At 57.6% G+C, this 20097-nt stretch carries 18 protein-coding genes; 8 read left to right on the forward strand and 10 right to left on the reverse strand.

Translation table 11 applies throughout. The features are described from left to right. On the forward strand, nt 1-294 hold a 294-nt coding region (locus tag VEG30_18175), incomplete at its 5' end, for a DUF4162 domain-containing protein (GenBank protein HXZ81861.1). Next, complete coding sequence (locus VEG30_18180) at nt 294-1802, forward strand: hypothetical protein (protein HXZ81862.1); 1509 nt, start codon at nt 294-296, stop codon at nt 1800-1802. The genes VEG30_18175 and VEG30_18180, both read left to right, overlap by 1 nt. Before the next feature lie 234 nt (nt 1803-2036). Here the strand turns inward: VEG30_18180 and hpnE are convergent, their stop codons facing one another. The 10 genes from hpnE to recN all read right to left on the reverse strand — a co-directional run bounded on the left by hpnE (nt 2037) and on the right by recN (nt 14364). Beyond that, entirely contained in the window at nt 2037-3428 is a 1392-nt protein-coding gene (gene hpnE / locus VEG30_18185; protein HXZ81863.1) for a hydroxysqualene dehydroxylase HpnE, read from the reverse strand. Continuing rightward, nucleotides 3425-4330, reverse strand: a complete 906-nt coding sequence (locus tag VEG30_18190) for a phytoene/squalene synthase family protein (protein ID HXZ81864.1) — start codon at nt 4328-4330, stop codon at nt 3425-3427. Before VEG30_18190 ends, hpnE begins: the two co-directional genes overlap by 4 nt. 29 nt (nt 4331-4359) lie before the next feature. Next, nucleotides 4360-5292: a squalene synthase HpnC gene (gene hpnC, locus VEG30_18195; GenBank protein ID HXZ81865.1), complete on the reverse strand. Its 933-nt coding sequence runs from the start codon at nt 5290-5292 to the stop codon at nt 4360-4362. 112 nt (nt 5293-5404) lie between these two features. Beyond that, on the reverse strand, nt 5405-6442 hold the full coding sequence (locus tag VEG30_18200) for a zinc-binding dehydrogenase (protein HXZ81866.1): 1038 nt from the start codon (nt 6440-6442) through the stop codon (nt 5405-5407). A gap of 18 nt (nt 6443-6460) precedes the next feature. Continuing rightward, nucleotides 6461-7576 carry a zinc-dependent dehydrogenase gene (locus tag VEG30_18205; protein HXZ81867.1) on the reverse strand — a complete coding sequence of 372 codons (1116 nt, stop codon included), beginning with the start codon at nt 7574-7576 and terminating at the stop codon, nt 6461-6463. 21 nt (nt 7577-7597) lie between these two features. Then, nucleotides 7598-8326, reverse strand: a complete 729-nt coding sequence (locus tag VEG30_18210; GenBank protein ID HXZ81868.1) for a hypothetical protein — start codon at nt 8324-8326, stop codon at nt 7598-7600. Further along, nucleotides 8307-9440: a hopanoid-associated sugar epimerase gene (gene hpnA, locus VEG30_18215; GenBank protein ID HXZ81869.1), complete on the reverse strand. Its 1134-nt coding sequence runs from the start codon at nt 9438-9440 to the stop codon at nt 8307-8309. Before hpnA ends, VEG30_18210 begins: the two co-directional genes overlap by 20 nt. Before the next feature lie 17 nt (nt 9441-9457). Next, nucleotides 9458-11464, reverse strand: coding sequence for a squalene--hopene cyclase (gene shc, locus VEG30_18220; GenBank protein ID HXZ81870.1), 2007 nt, complete (start codon nt 11462-11464; stop codon nt 9458-9460). 8 nt (nt 11465-11472) lie between these two features. Beyond that, on the reverse strand, nt 11473-12483 hold the full coding sequence (locus VEG30_18225) for a 4-hydroxy-3-methylbut-2-enyl diphosphate reductase (protein ID HXZ81871.1): 1011 nt from the start codon (nt 12481-12483) through the stop codon (nt 11473-11475). Between the two features lie 192 nt (nt 12484-12675). After that, nucleotides 12676-14364 (reverse strand): DNA repair protein RecN, encoded by a 1689-nt coding sequence (recN, locus tag VEG30_18230; GenBank protein HXZ81872.1) that lies wholly within the window; start codon nt 14362-14364, stop codon nt 12676-12678. 292 nt (nt 14365-14656) lie between these two features. Here recN and VEG30_18235 point away from each other — a divergent pair, with 292 nt between their 5' ends. From VEG30_18235 to VEG30_18260, 6 genes are all read left to right on the forward strand, one after another. Then, entirely contained in the window at nt 14657-15382 is a 726-nt protein-coding gene (locus tag VEG30_18235; GenBank protein HXZ81873.1) for a MotA/TolQ/ExbB proton channel family protein, read from the forward strand. Continuing rightward, nucleotides 15383-15811, forward strand: a complete 429-nt coding sequence (locus VEG30_18240) for a biopolymer transporter ExbD (protein ID HXZ81874.1) — start codon at nt 15383-15385, stop codon at nt 15809-15811. It abuts the gene before it with no gap. Continuing rightward, nucleotides 15795-16598 carry a TonB family protein gene (locus VEG30_18245; GenBank protein ID HXZ81875.1) on the forward strand — a complete coding sequence of 268 codons (804 nt, stop codon included), beginning with the start codon at nt 15795-15797 and terminating at the stop codon, nt 16596-16598. The genes VEG30_18240 and VEG30_18245 overlap by 17 nt, the downstream gene beginning before the upstream one ends. A gap of 58 nt (nt 16599-16656) precedes the next feature. Then, complete coding sequence (gene tolB / locus VEG30_18250) at nt 16657-18033, forward strand: Tol-Pal system beta propeller repeat protein TolB (protein ID HXZ81876.1); 1377 nt, start codon at nt 16657-16659, stop codon at nt 18031-18033. A 112-nt stretch (nt 18034-18145) separates the two neighbouring features. Continuing rightward, nucleotides 18146-18883 (forward strand): peptidoglycan-associated lipoprotein Pal, encoded by a 738-nt coding sequence (gene pal / locus VEG30_18255; protein ID HXZ81877.1) that lies wholly within the window; start codon nt 18146-18148, stop codon nt 18881-18883. 281 nt (nt 18884-19164) lie between these two features. Next, nucleotides 19165-20031: a tetratricopeptide repeat protein gene (locus VEG30_18260; GenBank protein HXZ81878.1), complete on the forward strand. Its 867-nt coding sequence runs from the start codon at nt 19165-19167 to the stop codon at nt 20029-20031. Nucleotides 20032-20097 lie beyond the last annotated feature (66 nt).

The following is a 20097-nucleotide window of genomic DNA, read 5'->3' on the forward strand; positions in this document are numbered from 1 at the left end:
GTGCGCAGCGGCAAGCTCGACGAGATCACCGCCGCTGAAAGCCGGTACAAAGTAGTACGGGTGAGCTGGGTAGGAACTGCCGATGCGAGAAGCATTCTGGCCGCGCTTCCCAACGTGTCGAACGTTACCGTGCAGGATTCCGAGGCTGTGTTCCGCTTCACCGGGAGCGATGAGCAACTAGCTCAGATTCCGGGCGAACTCACCGCCCGAGGGGTTCGCGTTCTCTCTTTCAGCGAAGTGAAGCAGACAGTCGAAGAGCTCTATCTCAAGCTCTCCACCAACGAGGTGATGTAGTGAACCTGCTGCGGCGAAATCCGGAACTGCTGCGCCATGTCCGCTCCGAGTTGCGTGCCCCGCGCATGGCGCTGGCGGCCGGCTTGTCTTACGTACTGTGCTTCCTGATTTCCATCTTGCACTCGCAGATGACCACGGCCGGACCCTACTCCGGGCGGACGCCTGAAAGCAACTCCGTCTTCTTTTGGATCTTGATCCCGCAAGCCTTGGTGCTGAGCCTCTGGTGCCTCTCCTCCACCACGCAGTCGATCGCCGGCGAGCGTCTTCTGAAGACCTACGATTTCCTGCGCACCACTCGCTTAACGGCTGGCGAATTGCTTGTTGGGATGGTATTCGGCGTGCCCATCATGGCGTACTTCGCCGTCGGATGCACGGTTCCGTTCGCCATTGCCGCCGGCTTGGGATCGCAAGTGCCCCTTTCCGCCATGCTGGTGACCTACTTCCTGCTTTTTGTGTTCGTAGTGTTCTTGTCGCTGGTGGGATTGCTGGTCTCCATGCTGGTTCAAAAACCACGCGCCGGAGGAGCCCTGCTCATAGTCTGGTTCTGGCTTATGCCCTTCACTCTGATCGGCATGACCGGCCGCTTCGGTTTCCCTTACCCGGGAGTTGCTGCTCTTACCATCGTTCCCGGACTTCTTCCCTTGTATCATGCGTACACTTCTGTTCCCTCTACCGCGCCTTTCTTTGGCGTGCACGTGCCACTGCTCTCTCTTTCCCTGCTGCTCTATGTTTCTCTTGGAGCCTGGATCGTAGTGGCGCTGCTGCGCAATTTGAAGCGCGAGCGGGAAGAAATTCAGTTGCTCTCGCGCTGGCAAGCCATCGGACTGGCTGCTTATCTGAACCTGCTGATGCTCGGCTTTTTGGATCCCGCAGCTCTGCTCGGTACTCGCTCCCCATATTCGTTCGGCGTGGAGCCGGCGACGATTGTCCATTTGGCTTTCAATAATCTGATTTTCTATGCGGTTGGCCTTGCGACCCTGACGCCACCGGAACGCCTCAAGATATGGTTTCGCGATTACCACGCCGGACGGCAATCTTACTTGTCAGAAAACGGCCCGCCTTGGCCATGGATGGCACTGGCGGCGGCCCTGGCGTTCGTGGCGCTCTGGCTGGAAGCGGCCTCGGCGCGGTCTGCCGTACCCTTTGACAACTGGTCACTTGGACATTCGGGACTCTCGCTGATGGTCTTTTTGGTTTACGCCACTCGCGACGTGCTCTTCCTCCAATGGTGCACTCTGACGAAGATGAAGAATCCGATCGTCAAAGGGATCCTGCTGGTCTGGCTCTACTATTTTGCTGCGGGAGTCATCACCACCCCTCTGGCACAGGCATCTCGGTCAATGGCTTCGTCAGGTTTCTGCCTGCTAACTCCGGCCGGAGCACTGGTTCACGGACAGATTGAAACTGCACTGATCGGCGCCGGCTTGCAGATCGGCGTCATCATCTATTTGCTCTTTCTGATTCGCGATCGCCTGACGCGAGCACCGGCACAACTGGCGACTGCCTAGCATTAGGGGGCGCTGCCATTTGGTCACCTAAATTCGCGTAGGAAACGGACGTTCCCGTTCGTCCAGGCCGAGCCCAGCTCGACGCTTATCCCAGGTTCCCCGAACCGGTCATGCTGGGCGACGGCCGAGTATGAAGACGAGGACCGAGTCGAAGGACCTTATGTTTCTGTAGTGATCCGAAGCTGCATGCTCCAACTTCGCGCGCTGCTTCTCGGCAGTACCCTTAGAGAACAGCTACATCATTAGCCTGCTCAATCCCGCTGCCGGCAGATCGGCCACGAGAAACTTGCAGTACTGTCCTGCCGCTTTACATATCGCCTCTGCCGCCCTGTATCCGCTGCGCACCGCTCCCTCCATTGTGGCAGGCCAACCTGTGGCCGTCCAATCTCCAGCGAGAAACACGCGAGGCCATTCCGACTGCGGCCCCGGGCGATATTCATCCAGCCCTGGCCGCGGCGAATACGTCGCGTGCACCTCCTTGATCACAGTCGCTTTCTCCAGCCTGGCGTCAGCTGCCTTGGGAAAGAATTCCGCCAGCTCCCGCATCGCCATATCGATGATCTCCTGCCGCCCCATCTCCACCTGCTTCTTCGAAGAGCTGATCACCAGCTCCACATAGCTTCCGGAATCACCTCGCCCCAGCAGCTTCGATTTATGGAACATCCACTGGATATTCCGATCCAAAAGCACGGCATGTTCCAGATTTGTGATCTGCCGGTCGAACCATAAGTGGATTCCCGTGATCGGCGAACTCTCAAAATGACTTAACATCGCCCGCAGCGCCTCGGATTGCCGCTCCTCTGGAAGCAACTGCGGCAGGACGTTGAACGGCGCTGCTAAGACAACATAGTCTGTCGCGACCTCCTGCCCACCGCAGCTGACTCCAACCTGATCCGCTTGTGCCCGAAAACGCTCCACCCCGCAGCGCAGGTTCACATCGCCGCCTCGGTCCCGGATGAACTCACCAGCGGCGCCATAGAGATCGCTCAGCGGAATCGCAGGAATTCCCATGCGCCCGCCCGCCCGCGACTTCAAGAATGACTCTCGGAACACATGGGCCGCGTACTTCGGGGAACAGCGGTCGAGGTCTTCGTTGAGTGCGCTGACCAGCACCACTTTCCAAAAACGTTCAATTGCCCGCTCAGTCTGCCTCTGCTGGTGCAACCAATCGAGAAATGATTGGCGGCCGTCATCCTGCACCTCGTGCCTCAAAGCGAGCATGGCCCGGGCGATGCCCAGTTTGTCGCGCAGCGAAAGCGCTGACGCAGACAAAAAAGACGGCGCCGTATGCAGCGGCTCGGGCAAAAGCGATGGCTTGATCACCGATTGCCGTCCGCCGGGCTCAACAAAAATCAACTGCTCGAACCAACGAATCTTATTTTCAGTCGCGGTGCGCCGGTAAAAATCGATGAGATTCGTGCAGCAGCCAAGCAACACGTGTTGGCAGTTATCCACGACTTCGCCCGTCGCCGGATGCTGATACGACGATGCCCTGCCTCCGAGATAAGGCTTGCGCTCGAACAGACGCACGGCGAATCCCACTTCGACCAGCGCACAACCCGCTGCCAGCCCTGCCAGACCTCCGCCGACAATGGCCACTGTCTTCTTGGTTGGGGATGGGGTCATTCTTTGAGGCGGCGGATACAGCCTTGGCCGAGGATCTTGAGCTTCTCACGCGTAGTCAGGCGGATCTTCTTCCCGAACACCTGGTAATCGTTTTTTGCAATCTTCTCTAGCAACTGCCGATAAATTTCCAGCAGTACCCACATCGCGGGACGGCTCTCAGCGTCCAGCATGGTGATGAGTTCGTCACCAGACTTGTAATACTCGCGCGCTCGATCGGCCTCGAACTTGAGCAGCGGCCGCAGATATGAAGGATCCGTCTCCTGCCGCAGATGCTCGGGCTTGAGTCCGTACTGCATCAGATCGTCCCCGGGCAGATAAACGCGCCCCATCGCCGCATCCTCCTTCACGTCGCGGATGATGTTCGTCAGCTGAAAGGCGATGCCCGTGCGCTCCGCCAGCAATTCGGCCCGCGCATCGCGATATCCGAAAATTCGGATGCAGACCAGCCCCACCACGGAAGCGACGTGATAGCAGTATTGATAAAGTTGGTCGAAGGTTCGGTACAGTACGATTGGCCCAACTTTCCTTCCTGCCGCGACCTCGGCAACATCCATGCGCGTACCGTGAATCAGCTTTTCCAGCAATTCCGCAGGAATCTTGTATCGCTGCTTGGTGTCGGCCAAGGCCATCAGAATAGGTTCGTCCGTCGCTTCACCGGACGCGACCTCCTGGAAAGCTCTAAGCCACGCATCTAGTCGTGCTCGCTTCTGCTCGGCCGGAAGACTCAGGTCATCGGAAAGATCGTCGGCATGGCGCATAAACGCGTACACAGCACACAGAGCATCCCGCTTTCGGCGCGGTAGCACCAGAAAGGCATAGTAGAAGTTCTTGGCTTGCGAGCGCGTGATACTGCGGCACACTCCAAAAGCTGCCGCGAGTTGGGAAGGAGAAATCTTCACCACCGGAACTTGCTTGCTCTCTGCGACTGTGGTCAGAACAGCCTCCGCGCAGCCGCCCTGGCAATCAACAATGCTTTTTGAACCTTGCTCAGCGCCGGACGGCTTTTGAGCACATCAAAGCCCTGGCGCTCAATCGCGTTGAGGATCTCCTGTCCGCCGCGAGTGAAAAGTTCGATATCAATTGCAATCTCTCTCTCTAGCGTAGAAGCCAGCGGCAGTCCTCGCCCAAACCATTCCCGCGCGCGTTCAACCTCAAACCTCATCATCGCCAGAAATTCCGGCGTAGGCCGTCGTTCCGCAATCTGACTCTCGGCTACCCCGAAACGCCGCATATCCGCTAGCGGAAGATAAATGCGGCCCTTCCCGTAATCCACAGCCACATCCTGCCAGAAATTCGCCAACTGCAGCGCCGTACATGTGTAATCAGAGAGCTGCTGGCGCATTGCGTCGGAATATCCGCAGACATAGAGCACCAGCCGTCCCACAGGATTCGCCGAATTTTTGCAGTAACCGAGCAGCTCTTCGAAAGTGTCATATCGTGTAACGATCTGATCCTGCCGAAAGGCTGTCAGCAAATCTGCGAACGGCTGCTTAGGGATGTCACATTCGCGTATCGTCTCCGTTAATGCCACGAAGACAGGATGTCGAGCTTCTCCGCGATAGCATGCCTCAAGCTCCCGCCCCCACTGATTCAAGAGGCCTAGAGACACCTCCGGATTCCCCACTTCGTCGCCCAAATCGTCAGAAATCCGGCAATAGGCATACACGTTATAGAAATTCTGGTGCAGCCGCTTGGGTAGAAACCAGGTAACAACCGAGAAGTTCTCGTAGTGGCTGGTAGCCAGGCGTCGGCAATACGCTCGCGCTTGCTCCAGTGTTGGAATCCGCTCTGGAATGGCATATTCCGGCGGCAATGCTTCCCATCCGGCCAAAGGTTTCGCCGAGGTGCCTTCGCTGATCGGCATGTACTCCATTCCGCGGGCGTCTTTCTGATTCTACCTGCAAAACACACCGAGGCTCACCCCGAGAATCTGACGTGATGATCCTTTGTGTTCGTCCCGGCTGGTGTCCTGAAGGTCAGTGGCCCGGGATAATAGCGGTCTTGATGTCACCATTGCGATTCAGCATGTGCCGCAGTACATGCTGCAGGCGGGACAATGGTGCTTCTCCAGTAATGTAGTCCGTACCCCGAATCTTTTTTTCCGCAATCAGCGCAAAGGCCTTGCGCACGCTCTCGGGCGTGTGATGGAAAGTGGCTTTCAGTGTCACTTCCGAGTAATGCAACCGATTTGTATCCAGGTTAACTTTGGTGCCACTGGCGCAGCCGCCAAAGAAGTTCACCGTTCCACCCTTACGAACCATGTCGATGGCCCACTCCCAGGCCTGCGGACGGCCCACAGCCTCAATTACCACATCGGCGCCACGGCGGTCCGGTGTGAGTGCGCGCACCGCGGCCACTGGATCTGCCGTCTGCGTTATTTGCACGGTTTCATCGGCACCTAGCCGCTTGGAAAACGAAACCTGGGAATCGCGCTTGACCACCGAAATCACGTTGCAGCCCGTCAGCTTGGCCGCTTGCACGAACATCAGGCCAACCGGGCCACCCCCGATTACTGCCACCGTGTCACCAATTTCGACTTGAGTCTCGTGCAGACCGCGTAACACGCAAGCCAGCGGCTCAACCATTGCCGCCTCTTCATAAGTCACATACCCGGGGATCGCCAGCATGTTGGTCTCAACAATCCGGCGCGGAATCTTGATGTATTCGGCGTAGGCGCCATTGTTGAAGAGCAGGTCTTCGCAGAGGTTCTCCTGATGCTTGGAGCAATAAAAACACATCCCGCAGGGAGCGGAGTTCAAGGCGACAACCCGCATCCCTTTCTTGAGTCCTCGAACATTGCCTCCGACTTCTTCCACCGTGCCCGCCAGTTCATGCCCAAACAAAGCGGGCGGCACTATCATGCGTGCGTGATAACCCCGCTGGTACACCTTAAGATCGGTGCCGCAGGTCAGCGCGACTTGTACTTTTATGAGGATTTCCCCTTCACCGAGCCGGGGAATAGGAACTTTTTCAATTTTCACGTCCTCTTTGCCATAGAGGACGGCTGCTGTCATGTGTCCATTCACTCTTGCTTATCCTTCCGAACCGCTGCCCGGTTGGATCACCAGCTTCAGCGTATCCGGCTGGGGGTGGGCAGCCAGGTTCAACGCTTCTACCGCCTCCACCAAGGGGAAGCGGTGGCTGATGAGCGATTCCAGGTCTACCCTCCTCCTGAAAACCCAATCCACCGATTCATCCTGAAGATCGATAGAAGCGCTATACGAACCCAGAAGACTCTTCTCGTCCACGCAAATCGAGGCGGGATCAATCACCGCCTCTCCACGAACGGTCTGGGCAAATAACAGAATTCGTCCACCAGGACGCGTAGCCTCCATAGCAGTACGAATCAAAGAGGATCCCGGCACGGCTAGGATTGCTGCATCGGCTCCGCGTCCTTCTGTCCATTTCCGCACCGAGACCACAGTATCCGCACGCGAAGCCTCTATAACTTCTTGGAGTCCGAACCCTTTCGCTATTGTAAGCCTCCGGGGGATTAAATCGGAAGTTATTACACGGGCGCCTGCTCGTTGCGCCAGAATCCCGAGAATGATTCCGATCGGACCCTGTCCCATCACCACAACACGCTCGCCCGGTTCCAGTCGCAGCGTCTCAATTCCCTTCATGCAGGTGTTCACCGGCTCTATAAAGGATGCCTGCTCAAAAGAAACTCCCTCGGGAATTAGGACCACGCCTTTCTCCACAATCCAGTCCAGCACCCGCACGTATTCGGCGAATCCACCGCCGCTGGGTTCGAATCCAGCCGTCGCGCCAACCTTCTTGTACACCGGACACTGAGCAAACACCTTGTGACGGCAGTAGTAGCATTCGCCGCAAGGAATGTGATGAAACACTGCGACTCGATCGCCAGGCTGGAACCGAGTAACCCCTTCACCGACCGCCGCCACTACTCCAGTCGTTTCGTGGCCGAAAATCCGCGGCGCACTGTGGGAACCGGTAGCAATCTTCTTCAAATCGGTGCCGCAAATGCCACAGGTGTGTACACGTACGAGAAGTTCTCCCCGGCCAATTTTTGGAACCGGCACCTGCTCGATGCGAACATCGTTCACTCCATGATAGACGGCCGCCTTCATCGTCGCCGGTATCCTGGCCGCGGCAGTCTGGCGTTGGATTTGTGTCGCAGTCGACATGCCTTTAATCATTCGATGTAGCTATGCATTCACGATGCTCTTACGGCCGGAACTGATATCAGCCATTACACGCACCAGCCCTTTACAGAGTTCCGCAGCCGCACGCCGGGAATTTATTCCCAGGCGGACTACGGAGGGCCAGTATTGAGGCCGCAAAGCTACACATACCGCAAAACGCGCCATCTCCAATCCACCGTCCCGGTTGATGAAATGATTGAAGGGCGGCATCAGGAACTCCAATTCGTCAGAAATCGATTTGATGGCGTAAAACGCGATTTCATGCTGCTGAGCAATCCGGGCCACCGCTGCAGCCTCCATGTCGACCGCTTCAGCTCCATACCGCGCAGTCAGTTGTTTTTTTGTTTCCCGGCCAACTACCTGTGATGCGCTCACGAGGGCGAGATTGCCGCCATTAACACTCGCAAAACGATCACCCGTCTCCGCATCGATCACCGTTCCTGGTTCGATCAGGTCGCCAATCTTTCTCTCGGGTGTAAGCGCTCCCGCAAATCCAGCTGAGATGATCGCCTGCACATCCTCCGCCGCGATCAGCGCCTCAGTTGCCTTCATGCCCCAACCCCGGCCGATGCCGCACGCCACGTAAACCTCCGAACCGGAAGGCGAACGAAAGAGGCGGTAGCCACGGCCTTCATGCGCCAGCGTTTCGCGACGCCACATCTTCAACATAGGAGCAACTTCCTGCTCCATCGCCGAGATTATCCCGATCTTCTCAAGCGGCGACATAATCATGACTACGGAACCATCCTACCGCCCGCCTTAACGCACCATCGACCGCGACTATGGACCATCCCAATTCACGTTCTGCCTTTGCTGAGGACACATACATCTTCTTGCGTCCCATACGAACGGCATCGATCGTCGCGCGCGGTTCGCGCCCGAGCAGAAAGCCCGTGAAGCAGGTATCCAGAACACCAAACCCCAGCGCCACCGCATACGGCAGCTTGAGCGTGGGTGCTGGAATTCCCGTGATCGCAGCCAGCTTCTCCAGAATTTGCTTCAGGCTGAGGTTTTCTCCGCCGAGTATGTAGCGCTCGCCCGTCCTGCCTTTGTCCATCGCAGCCACATGGCCGCGAGCGCACTCGACCACATCGACCAGGTTCAACCCAGTGTCGACATAGGCTGGAAACTTCCGGTTGAGGAAGTCCACAATAATTCGTCCAGTAGGAGTCGGCTTGATGTCCTGCTCGCCCACCGGCGTGCTCGGACATACGACAACAACATCAGCACCCATTCTCCCCGCTTCAAGAGCTACCTGCTCTGCCAGGAATTTCGAGCGCTTGTAATGGCCTATCATCTCGCTCAGAGACACCGGCGAATTTTCGTCAGCGAACTCTAGCGCGGGACGGAAACCCATAGTGGCTACGCTACTGGTGTAAACAACTCGCCGCACTCCCGCCTCTCGCGCGGCTTGCAGAATCGCACGTGTGCCCTCGACGTTAGACCGGTACATGTCCTGGACGTCGGCGGCGTTCCGTGTCCAGAGGCGGTAGTCGGCGGCGACATGGAATACGAACTCGCAGCCCGACATCGCTCTCTTCAGCGATAACGGATCACGCAAGTCACCGATCGCCTGATCGGCATTCAGCTCTGCAATATTCTCTTTGCGACTTGCTGGACGAACCAGCAGTCGCAGCACTGCTCCCTGCGAAGCCAGCAATCGCGCTACATGACTGCCGACGAATCCGGTAGCACCCGTAACCAGGATCGACGGTGTATCGCTCCCACTCGTACGTCTCTCACTGGACGCTTCGGCAGAATATGAAGCCGCCCCGGTCGTAGTCGTCGCCTTAGGAGAGCAGAATTGAGGCAAACCTTCCTCGATCGGCAGACCGGGTTCACTCATCGGAAATTCACGAGCACTCAATAGTTCGCGGCCTTCGGGCTCGCCTGCGTGGCCGTAACTGACTGCTGATTCTGACACTCAGTCATCACCTTGGCGTAGGTCGCAAGCGCCAACAGCGGGAAGTATTCTGCGTACATGCAGTACTTCAAATAGAAGACCTTCGGGAATCCGGTTCCCGTGTACGGCTTCTCCCACCAGCAACCATTCTTGCGCTGCGTTTTGAGTAGGTACGCGATTCCGCGATGCACCGCGTCGCTGCGGGTATCTCCCGCTGCCAGCAGCCCCAGAACCGCCCAGGCGGTTTGCGACGCCGTGCTTGGTCCAACGCCCCGCGTGTTCGGATCGTGATACGACCACAGGCTTTCGCCCCAGCCGCCATCGCCATTTTGCACCATGCGCAGCCATTCCGCCGCCTGCTGGATATAGGGCTCGTTGTGGTCCACGCCAATCCCGTCCAGGGCACGCAAGCACAGCATGGTTCCGTAAATGTAGTTGCATCCCCAGCGGCCAAACCATGAGCCGTCTGGCTCCTGCTGGTTGAGGATGAACTGAACCGCGCGCTCGACCCGTTTGTCTTTGCGCGTGTAACCGTAAGCTGCCAGCATCTCCAGTACGCGGCTGGTGATATCTACAGTCGCTGGGTCCAGCATGGCATTGTGATCGGCAAACGGGATGTACTGAAAGACCATCTTGTCATTGTCTTTGTCGAACGATGCCCAGCCCCCATCCTTGCACTGCATTGAAAATACCCACGCGATCGCTCGCTGCACGGATTCGTATTGATAACGCTCATTGCTGTGATCCACATAATTCAATGCCAGGCAGACTTGCGCCGTGTCATCCACGTCGGGATAAAACTCATTGTTGAACTCGAAGTACCAGCCCCCAGGCTGCGCCTTCTTGTTCTTGACCGACCAATCCCCCTTATGGGTGATCTGCTTCTTCAGTACCCAGTCTGCAGCAGCGACCAGGCGCGGATCATTGCGGCTCACGCCGCTTTCTCCCAGCGCAAACATAGCGTAGGCCGAATCCCACACTGGCGATTTGCACGGCTGAAGCCGGAAGGTCGTCTCTTCCTCGATGCCCAGCTTCTCCAGCTCGTCCATGGCGCGAATGAACTGCGGATCATCTACCGAATATCCCAAGCAGCGAAGCGCGATGATCGCGTTCATCATCGCCGGGAATATCGCGCCCAAACCGTCGCTCATCTCGAACCGTTCCAGCATCCACTTTTCCGCCGCCCGAAGTGCCACCGACCGCAGCGGCCGGATGTGCACGCGTTCAAACCAGTGCGTCAGACGGTCGCAGAAAAGGAAGAAGTTTCGCCAGCTGAAAATACGATTCGCCCAACGCAGGTGCAGGTTGGCATGCTCTTTCCCACCCACGAACAGCTCGTCAATACCCATTTCAGCGGGAATCTTCTTGAACGGCTTCTTCGCGTATACGATCGCCAGGGGAATGAAAATGCCGCGTGACCAGGAAGAAATCTCGTAGATGTTGAACCAGAACCATTTGGGAAAGAGACAGATCTCCGGTGGAACCGCCGGCACCGCGTCCCAGTCGTACTGCCCGAAAAAGCACAGATAGATCTTGGTGTAGGTATTGGTTGCTGTAACGCCCCCCAGTTCAAGAATCCTCTTGCGCGCCCGTGTCAGCGCAGGATGATGTGAGGGGTAACCGCATAATTTCAAAGCGAAATATGTCTTAACCGAGGCGCTGACCTCCGAGGGCCCATCGGCAAAAATCGGCCAGCCCCCGTCTTCGTTCTGATGCTCGAGCATCCAGCGGCACGCCTTCGGGAATGTCTTGGGATCACCTGTCCCCAGCAGGGTATGCATGAAGATGTAATCGGCTTCTAGAGTCGTGTCTGCCTCTAATTCGCCACACCAGTAGCCATCTTCATGCTGAATGGAGAAAAGGTACTTGCGCGCGGCATCCATAGCCGCTGCCACCCTGCTGGTTACGTCATCCAGTTTTCCAAAACGCATCGGGGTGGGAGGGATAGCTCCCGGAGCATTCTCCATAATCGGGATTACTCCACCGTCGCTGCCGTTTTGATATCGCCCACCGAGACCAACTTCGATCCACTGCCCATGGCTTCCACAATCTCGGGCGGCAGGCCGAATCGGACGTTCTCCGGCATGACTTCGACCTCGCGCAAATCGGTGAATCCCTGCTGAGAGAGGTATTCCACAACCTCCTCCACCAGGCATTCGGGCGCCGACGCTCCTGCAGTGAGAGCGACTGTTTTCACGCCTTCCAGCCATTCCGGCTTGATCGCGCGGTAGTTTTCAATGAGGTGAGAGCTTGTGCCCAGGTTGCGGGCTACTTCAACCAGACGGTTGGAATTGGAACTGTTTTCTGAGCCGACCACCAGCAGCAAATCTGCGTCGCCAGATACGTGTTTTACCGCGGTCTGCCGATTCTCAGTCGCATAGCAGATGTCTTGCGCTGCCGGTCCCTGGATATTGGGATATTTCTGCTTGAGCGCCTCGATAATGTCGCGCGTCTCGTCCAGGCTCAGGGTTGTCTGCGTCAGATAGGCGACTTTGTCGGGATCGGGAACGTGCAACTCCTGGACATCTTCTGGCGAACCCACCACTTGGGTCACCAGCGGGGCCTCTCCCAGGGTCCCGATTACTTCATCGTGATCGTGATGCCCAATGAGAACCAGCGAATAGCCTTCCTTGGCAAAACGCACCGCCTCCACGTGCACCTTAGTGACCAGTGGACAGGTGGCATCGATTACCCTCAGCCTGCGATTCTTGCTGGCCTCCCGGACCTCCGGTGAAACCCCATGGGCGCTGTAAATTACCCGCTCGCCAGCCGGAACCTCTTCCACGGTATCGACGAAGATCGCGCCCTTCCCCTGCAACTCCTCTACCACGTAGCGGTTATGGACGATCTCCTTCCGCACGTAGATAGGAGGCCCAAACGTCTCCAGGGCAATGCGAACGATATCGATAGCGCGTACCACCCCGGCACAAAAACCCCTCGGCTTCAGCAGCAATAGGGTCTTCCCGGAACCATTCGAAGTCTTCATTCCTTGCCTTTGAACGGTAGCTATAACTCAGCTATCCCCAATCCTACTGATGCTAGGGTATCGGACAGCGATGCCCCGCGTCAAACGTAAGCACCACAGGCTGTAGGGATTAGCAATGATTGGAGATATCTTAGCGGTAAACGGAGGCGGCGGAAAGTGACCGCCTTTGTACCCCTGCCTCGGAGTCGTTCCTCACGCGTTCGCCTTCAGCAGTTGTTCGGCATGCTTTCGGGAGGCCTCTGTTAGCCGGGACCCACTGAGCATGCGGGCGATTTCCTCCCGCCTCCCCGGCTCTGTCAGCCGCCGCACCGCAGTGCGCATCCGTCCATCCATTTCGCGCTTCTCAATCAGATAGTGCTGGTCGGCAAACGAGGCAATCTGCGGCAGATGGGTAATGCATAGCACCTGCTGATTCTGCGCAAGCTCTTTGAGCTTCCTCCCAACCGCCTCCGCCGCGCTTCCACCGATCCCGATATCGATCTCGTCGAATACCAGGGTTCGCTGTGCCCCCGAAGTCCGTCTTCGCCCCGATTTACCCGCCTCCACAGCTGCCTTCAGAGCCAACATCACCCGTGAAAGCTCTCCGCCGGAAGCGATCTCCTCCACCGGCCTGAGAGGTTCGCCAGTATTGGTTGCGATCAGATAATTCACCTGGTCGAATCCCCCATCAGTCCAGTTCCCCTCATCGTCAGTCCCTACGACCTCGATCTTGAATCGGGCATTCATTGCCAACTCATTGATTTGTGCCTCAACCACCCTCTCCAGCTTATGGGCTGCCTGATAGCGCGCATGGGAGACCGAGCGTGCGGCCGCCAAGTAGGATTCGGCAGCCATTGCCAGATCTTGCTTCAGCTTCCCCAGGATTTCGTCCTTGTTCTCTATTTCGTTGAGCTTCCGCGAGACCTCGGCCCCGTAGGCGATCACGGCTTCCAGGGTCTGACCGTATTTGCGTTTCACGCGGTCGATCAGCGCTAATCGATCCTCAACCGCCGCCAGTCTTTCCGGCGAAGCCTCAACCGAATCCGCATAATCCCGCAAGGCATCTCCGATGTCTTCAATAGTGATCCGCGCCGACTCTAACCCCGATAGCGATTCCTGAAACTTCGAATCGTAGCGCGCCACCTCCTGCAGGTGGCGGTAGGATGCCCTGACCAGCGCGGCGGCAGATTCCCGGTTTTCATACAAAATCTGGAAGGCGGCCTGGGCAGCTCCGTGAATCTTCTCCGCGTTCGCCAGCACCCGTTTTTCCGCTTCCAGCCGTTCATCTTCTCCCGCTTGAAGCCTCGCGTCCTCAATCTCTTTCTTTTGGAAGCTCCACACGTCGACCATGCGCAGGCGATCCTGCTCGTCGCTCTCCAACTCGGCGATTCTTTCCCGCAATGCGCGCCAAGCAGCAAACGCTTCTCCGACCGGAGCAGGGTTCGAGCCCGCATAAGTGTCCAGCAGCGCCAGCCGCGTGCCTGTGTCGAATGAGACAATTGATTCACGCTGCGAATGTATCGACGCCAGGCAAGATGCCAACTGCCTCAGCACGGCAACCGTCGCAGGCTGGTTTGAAACCAGTACCCGCCCTCGCCCATTGGGCAGGATTTCTCGACGAATGATGATCTGGTCCCCCTCCGGTTCAATCCCATTGTTCTCCATAACCATGCTCGCGCATTTGCCATCCTCGAGTTCGAACACCCCAGACACTACCGCCTTTTCCGCGCCATGACGGATCACATCGCTGGACGCCTTTTCGCCCAGCAACAGCGCCAGTGCATCAATGAGGATGGATTTTCCGGCGCCGGTTTCGCCGGTAAGCAGGTTCAGACCCGAGGCAAACTCCACGACTACACTATCGATAACCGCATAGTTCTCGACGCGCAGTTCCAGTAGCACCGATACGTCCTGCCGGGAGAGTGGCTGTCAGTTTAGCAAATGCAATTTCCACTGAATACTCGGTCGAGGATTGTGTCGATACCGCCACTGTTGACTGCCGAAGTACATCTGCTTCTCGGCCCAGCCGTCCCGCTTGCCTGTTCTATAATCAAGCTCGGAGTTGCGTTGTCATCCCGAGCCGCCTTCTTTTGGCGAGCGAGGGATCTGGGCGCGCCCGTGCCGTCGCCTCGCGCCCTGCGTGAGGCGACGTAATCGCACGATTGGGCGCGCATTCTTTCAGTAAAGGAAGCTGATGTTCATTCCCCTGCTTTCTGCCAGCATTGTCGGGGGCGAGATCACGGAACTGATCTCGCAGACCGGCCTCGTCGCTAAAGCCGTTCTGATCATTCTGCTTGTGTTCAGCGTGGTTTCCTGGGCCATCATCCTTGCCAAATGGAGTCGGTTCAGTCGCGCCAAGGTCCAGAGTTCGCGGTTTGTTCGTGCCTTCCGCCGCGCCAACCGTTTCCAGGACATCGCCGCTGTCGCCGAACAGTTCAAGCCCAGCCCGCTGGTGCCCGTATTCGAATCCGGCATTGAGGAGGTAAGGCGCCAGGGGGGCGTGGTTCGGAATCTCGTGGGCGTGCAACGTGCCATGCAGGTGGCCTCTTCTGAGGAGTTGACTCGCCTCGAGCGCCGTCTTCCCTGGCTTGCCTCCACCGGCGCCGTCACCCCCTTCATTGGCCTGTTCGGCACCGTTTGGGGCATCATCGATGCCTTTCAAGGACTCGGTACCGCCGGTGCCGCCACTCTCAGAGCCGTTGCCCCCGGCATCTCTGAAGCCCTCATCACCACCGCTGCCGGTCTGTTTGCCGCCATTCCGGCGGTGATTGCCTACAACTATTTGCTGGCGGAGGTTCGCCAGTTTGGCGCACGCATGGACGACTTCGCTCTCGAGATGCTCAATTCCATGGAGCGCGGCATGACCCAACCCGTGCAGCGCGGGGCCGCAGCGGTTCAGGAACCGGAGTATCGCGCATAAATGGCCTTCACCAATTCACAAGGCAGAACTCAGACCTCGCTCGCCGATCCCAACGTCACGCCCCTGGTAGACGTGGTGCTTGTGCTGCTGATCATCTTCATGGTCACCGCCCCGGTGCTTCAGTCTGGAATTGAAGTGGCTGTCCCCAAAACCAAGACCGTCAAACAGATCACTGAGGAACGGCTCGTCATCTCCATAGACAAACAACAACGCGTCTTCCTGGGCAATGAACCGGTAAACATCAACGAGGTGGGAGCCAAGATTCGCCAGAAAATTCACGATCCGCAAGGCCAGTACATCTTCGTTCGTGCTGACGAGAACGTCCCCTTCGGCGCATTCGCCACTGTCATGGATGCGGTGAAGCAGGCGGGCATTGCCAATGTCAGCATTGTGACTCAGCCTCTCGAAGAACATGGCAGCTCGCGCTGACATCTTTACGGAGCACGACCGCTGGGGCCCTACCCTGCTGCTGTCCACGTTCCTCCACATCCTGCTGTTCTCGGGGGCGTTGTTCTATGCGACTTACGTCACCCGGCCCAGTGGTGAGAGCTGGGGAACAAACGGCCAAGGCGATGCCATTAGCGCCACGATCGTCAGCAGCATCCCGCTTCCATCTCCGCAAACGCAGACAGAAAACATTCTGGCCAATGAGTCCAAGGGTGTTACCCAGTCTCTGCCCGAGGTAAAGGAACCGGAAGCTCCCGAGGCTATCCCCATCCCCGCGCGTGATACCAAGTCCACCCTGCCCCAGCCGAAGGCGCTGCCTCCCCGCCCTAAGCCGCAGGCCAAGCCGCGTCCAGCGCCCGTCGAGGAAGCCAACGTGATTCCCTTCGGACAGGGAGGACCTGTCAGCGGTCCTTATGGCGCGTTTAACGCAGGCGGAGCCAAGGGCGGATTCGGATTCACCGGCACGGGTGGCGATTTCGGCAGCCGTTATGCCTGGTACGTGCGCGTTGTCCAGCAGAAGGTGTCCGAGAACTGGCTGAAGTACGAGATCGATCCCCGCATTACCAGCGCACGTCGCGTGTACGTCACATTCGATATCGATCGCAGCGGGCGGCCCAGCAACGTTCAGCTTTCGCAATCGAGTGGCGTGCCCTCGCTTGACCAGTCGGCGCTTCGCGCCCTGCAGCGCATCGACACCTTCGGTCCCCTCCCTGGCGATTACGCGGGCAGCCGGGTCTCAGTAGAATTCTGGTTCGATTATCGCCGCTGACATTGTGACAGGCGCCGATGACCGATTTTGCTTTTAGGAGTCCATGTCGGATTACGATATGATAAAAGTCGCTTCTGGTTTCCCCACTACGGTGCGCCTCTTCATTGCAATACGCGCTCTCATCTTGATCCTTGCCTTCTTCATTATCACTGTCTCCTCGGCAGCACAAACCGATTGGATTCGTACTGGAACCGGGCTGGGAGTGGAGAAGGTGCGGCTTGCGGTCCCCGATTTCAAAGCCATCTCTCCCGATCCCCAGACGGCTCAACTGTTGAAGATTTTCAACGATACCTTGTGGAGCGATCTTGATAACGCTGGCATCTTCGACATGGTATCCAAGAGCTTCTACCCGCTGGAAGTTCCCGGTCGGCCGGAGGAGATGAAGCTCACCGCCTGGTCAAGCCCGCCTCCGAATGCAGGTATGGTTGCCTTTGGAAATCTCGATGGTTCAGGTCAGGATGTTCTGGTGCAGGGATGGCTCTACGACGCCAAAAATACTAGTTCCCCTCAAGTGCTAGGCAAACAGTATCGTGAAAAGGCGACCCCGGATAATGCGCGGGTGATCGCTCACCGTTTTGCCAATGAAATCATCTTCCGACTCGGCGGCGGCATTCAGGGCATCACGGAAACCAGAATCTTCTACGTGAGCACGCGCAGCGGCCGCAAGGAAATCTGGGCGATGGACTACGATGGCGTCAACCAGCACCAGGTAACCCACCTCGGTTCCATTTCGCTCTCCCCACGGGTCTCTCCCGACAACTCTCGCCTCGCCTTTTCGAGCGAGTCGCGTGGAGGCTGGGAAATCCGTATGTGGTCGCTCGATCTGAGCCGTTTGGTCGCGTTTCCTGCGTACAACGGCACGAATTTGTCCCCGGCCTGGTCTTCCGATGGCACCAGGATCGCCTTCTCCTCCTCCCGCACCGGTGACCCCGAAATTTATGTCGCCGACGCTGACGGCCGCAACTTACGCCGCGTAACCAGCTATCGCGGTCCGGATGTTTCCCCGGTGTGGAATCCCAAAACCAACTCCCAGATCGCATGGGTAAGTGGCCGCACGGGTCTGCCCCAGATATACACCATGGAAGCCGACGGCACCAACGTGCAGCGCATGACCGACCAGGGCTATGCGGTTTCCCCTTCCTGGTCACCGAATGGCCAATATCTGGCCTTCGCTTGGATCCGCCACTATGGGCCTGGCGCTCCCGGCGCGTCGGATGTCTACGTCATGGACATCACTACCAAGCAGTTCGTGCAGCTAACCCATGACGCGGGACGCAACGATTCTCCGTCATGGTCCCCCGATGGGCGTCACATTGTGTTTCAGTCGAATCGCACCGGGGGCGAGCAGATCTGGACTATGCTCGCGGACGGTACTCAACAGAGACAATTAACCACCGCCGGCCAAAATACTCAGCCTAATTGGAGCTTTAAATAGGAATCCTATGTTCGGGCGCAATTCTTCATTGAAGAGCCACAACTCGGGCCTTCAGACCGGGAAAGCACCCTTGATAATTTCGCTTGGCGAGTTCGCTCGCAGGGAGGATACGTTGAAGCACAGCAAGATGAAGTGGTCGATATTGCTGCTGGTCATGGCCAGCATTGTGGTGCTAGGCGCTTGCAAGAAGAAGGTTGCTCCTCCGCCTCCGCCGCCACCTCCGCCGCCACCCGCACCTACCGCTTCTCTGACGGCGAATCCCAACACTATCCAGCCGGGACAGTCCACGAACCTGATTTGGCAGACACAGAACGCCACGAATGTCAGCATCGATGGAATAGGTACGGTTGAGCCCAGCGGCAATAGCCAGGTAACACCCACTACCTCCACTACCTACCACTTGATCGCGACGGGACCGGGTGGCAGCCAGGATGCCACGGCAAGGGTTACCGTAACCGCACCGCCACCTCCTCCGGCTCCTTCCCGCTCGGCAACCGACGAAGAAATGTTCAATCAGAACATCAAAGATATTTTCTTCGACTACGACAGCTACGACATTCGCCCCGACCAGCAATCTGCGGTACAGGCCGATGCAGCTTTCCTGAAGCAGCATCCCAATATCACCTTTACCGTGGAAGGTCATTGCGATGAACGCGGCTCCACCGAATACAACCTGGCACTAGGCGATAACCGCGCCGGAGCTGTGCGCAGCGCGCTGGTGCAGGCCGGCGTGCCTGCTGACCGGATTCACACCATCAGCTACGGCAAAGAGAAGCCTTTCTGCACCGAGTCCAACGAGCAGTGCTGGCAGCAGAATCGCCGTGGCCATTTCGTGTACGGCAGCAGATAAGAACGGCGTAATTTGGAGTGGATTTCTGCATCCGCGACACTCCTGAGGGTGCCCCACTCTGGCCGTTCCTTGGCTAGGGTGGGGTTAGGGGAAGAAAGCGGGGTGCCCCATCTTTCCGCTTGCTTTTGGTGGAGGGTTGAATCAAAACGTCCGGAAAACAAAATAGGTTAGAGGCGTCCCGTTTGTCGCGCCGGCGACAGCCTGGGAGAGCATGAACTCAACCTACGCAGCAACCTGCGCGGCAAGATATTATGATCAGTTAGGAATTGGCAGGATTACTCATGAAGAATCGAATTTTCGCCACTATCGCGGCCTCGTTCCTGGCCGTCGCCTTAGCTACCCCTGCATTCTCCGCCAGCAAGGAAATCATCCAGCTCCAGACGCAGGTGCAGGCCATCCAGGACCAGCTCTCGCGGCTGCAGCAGTCCCTCGATGAGCGCATGGGCGTGATGCGCAACCTCGTCGAGCAGAGCACCGACAACGTCAACAAGCTCAACGGCACGATCGCCGAGATGCAGAAATCACTGCAGCAGACGCACAGCGATTACAGCACGCGCTCCGACCAGCTCTCCGGTCAAGTCCAGGCGCTGAACGACACCGTCGACGAATTGAAAGCGCGTCTGACTCGCATTTCCAAGCAACTCGACGACATGCAATCCGCTCAGCAAAACCTGAATCCGGGAGCCCCTGGACAGCCTGGAACTACAGCCGGATCTCCGGCCCAAGGTCAAGCGCCGCCGCCCGAGACGCTCTACAACAACGCCCTGCGCGATTACAACTCCGGAAATAACCAGCTCGCCGGGCAGGAATTCTCAGATTATTTGAAGTACTATCCCGCCACCGATCTGGCGGGCAACGCTGCTTTCTATCTGGCAGACATTCAATATCGTCAGGGCAACTTCGAACAAGCGGTTCAGAGCTACGATAGGGTTCTGCAGCAGTATCCTGGCGGAAACAAGTCCGCTGCCGCGCAGCTCAAGAAAGGGTACGCGTTACTGGAACTCGGCCGCAAAGACGATGGCGTTCGCGAGCTGAACGCTCTGATCACGCGTTACCCCCGCAGCATCGAGGCCCAACAAGCCCGTGATCGCCTTCGCAAGCTCGGTGTCACTCCCAGCACCAGCGCTCGCCGCCAAACGGCACAGTAACCATGGCGCGGCTGTTCCGTCCGGCAACACTCCTGAGGGTGCCACACTCTAGCCGTTCTTTGGTTG

It is taken from the genome of Terriglobales bacterium (assembly GCA_035624455.1).
Classification (GTDB): Bacteria; Acidobacteriota; Terriglobia; order Terriglobales; family Acidobacteriaceae; genus DASPRM01.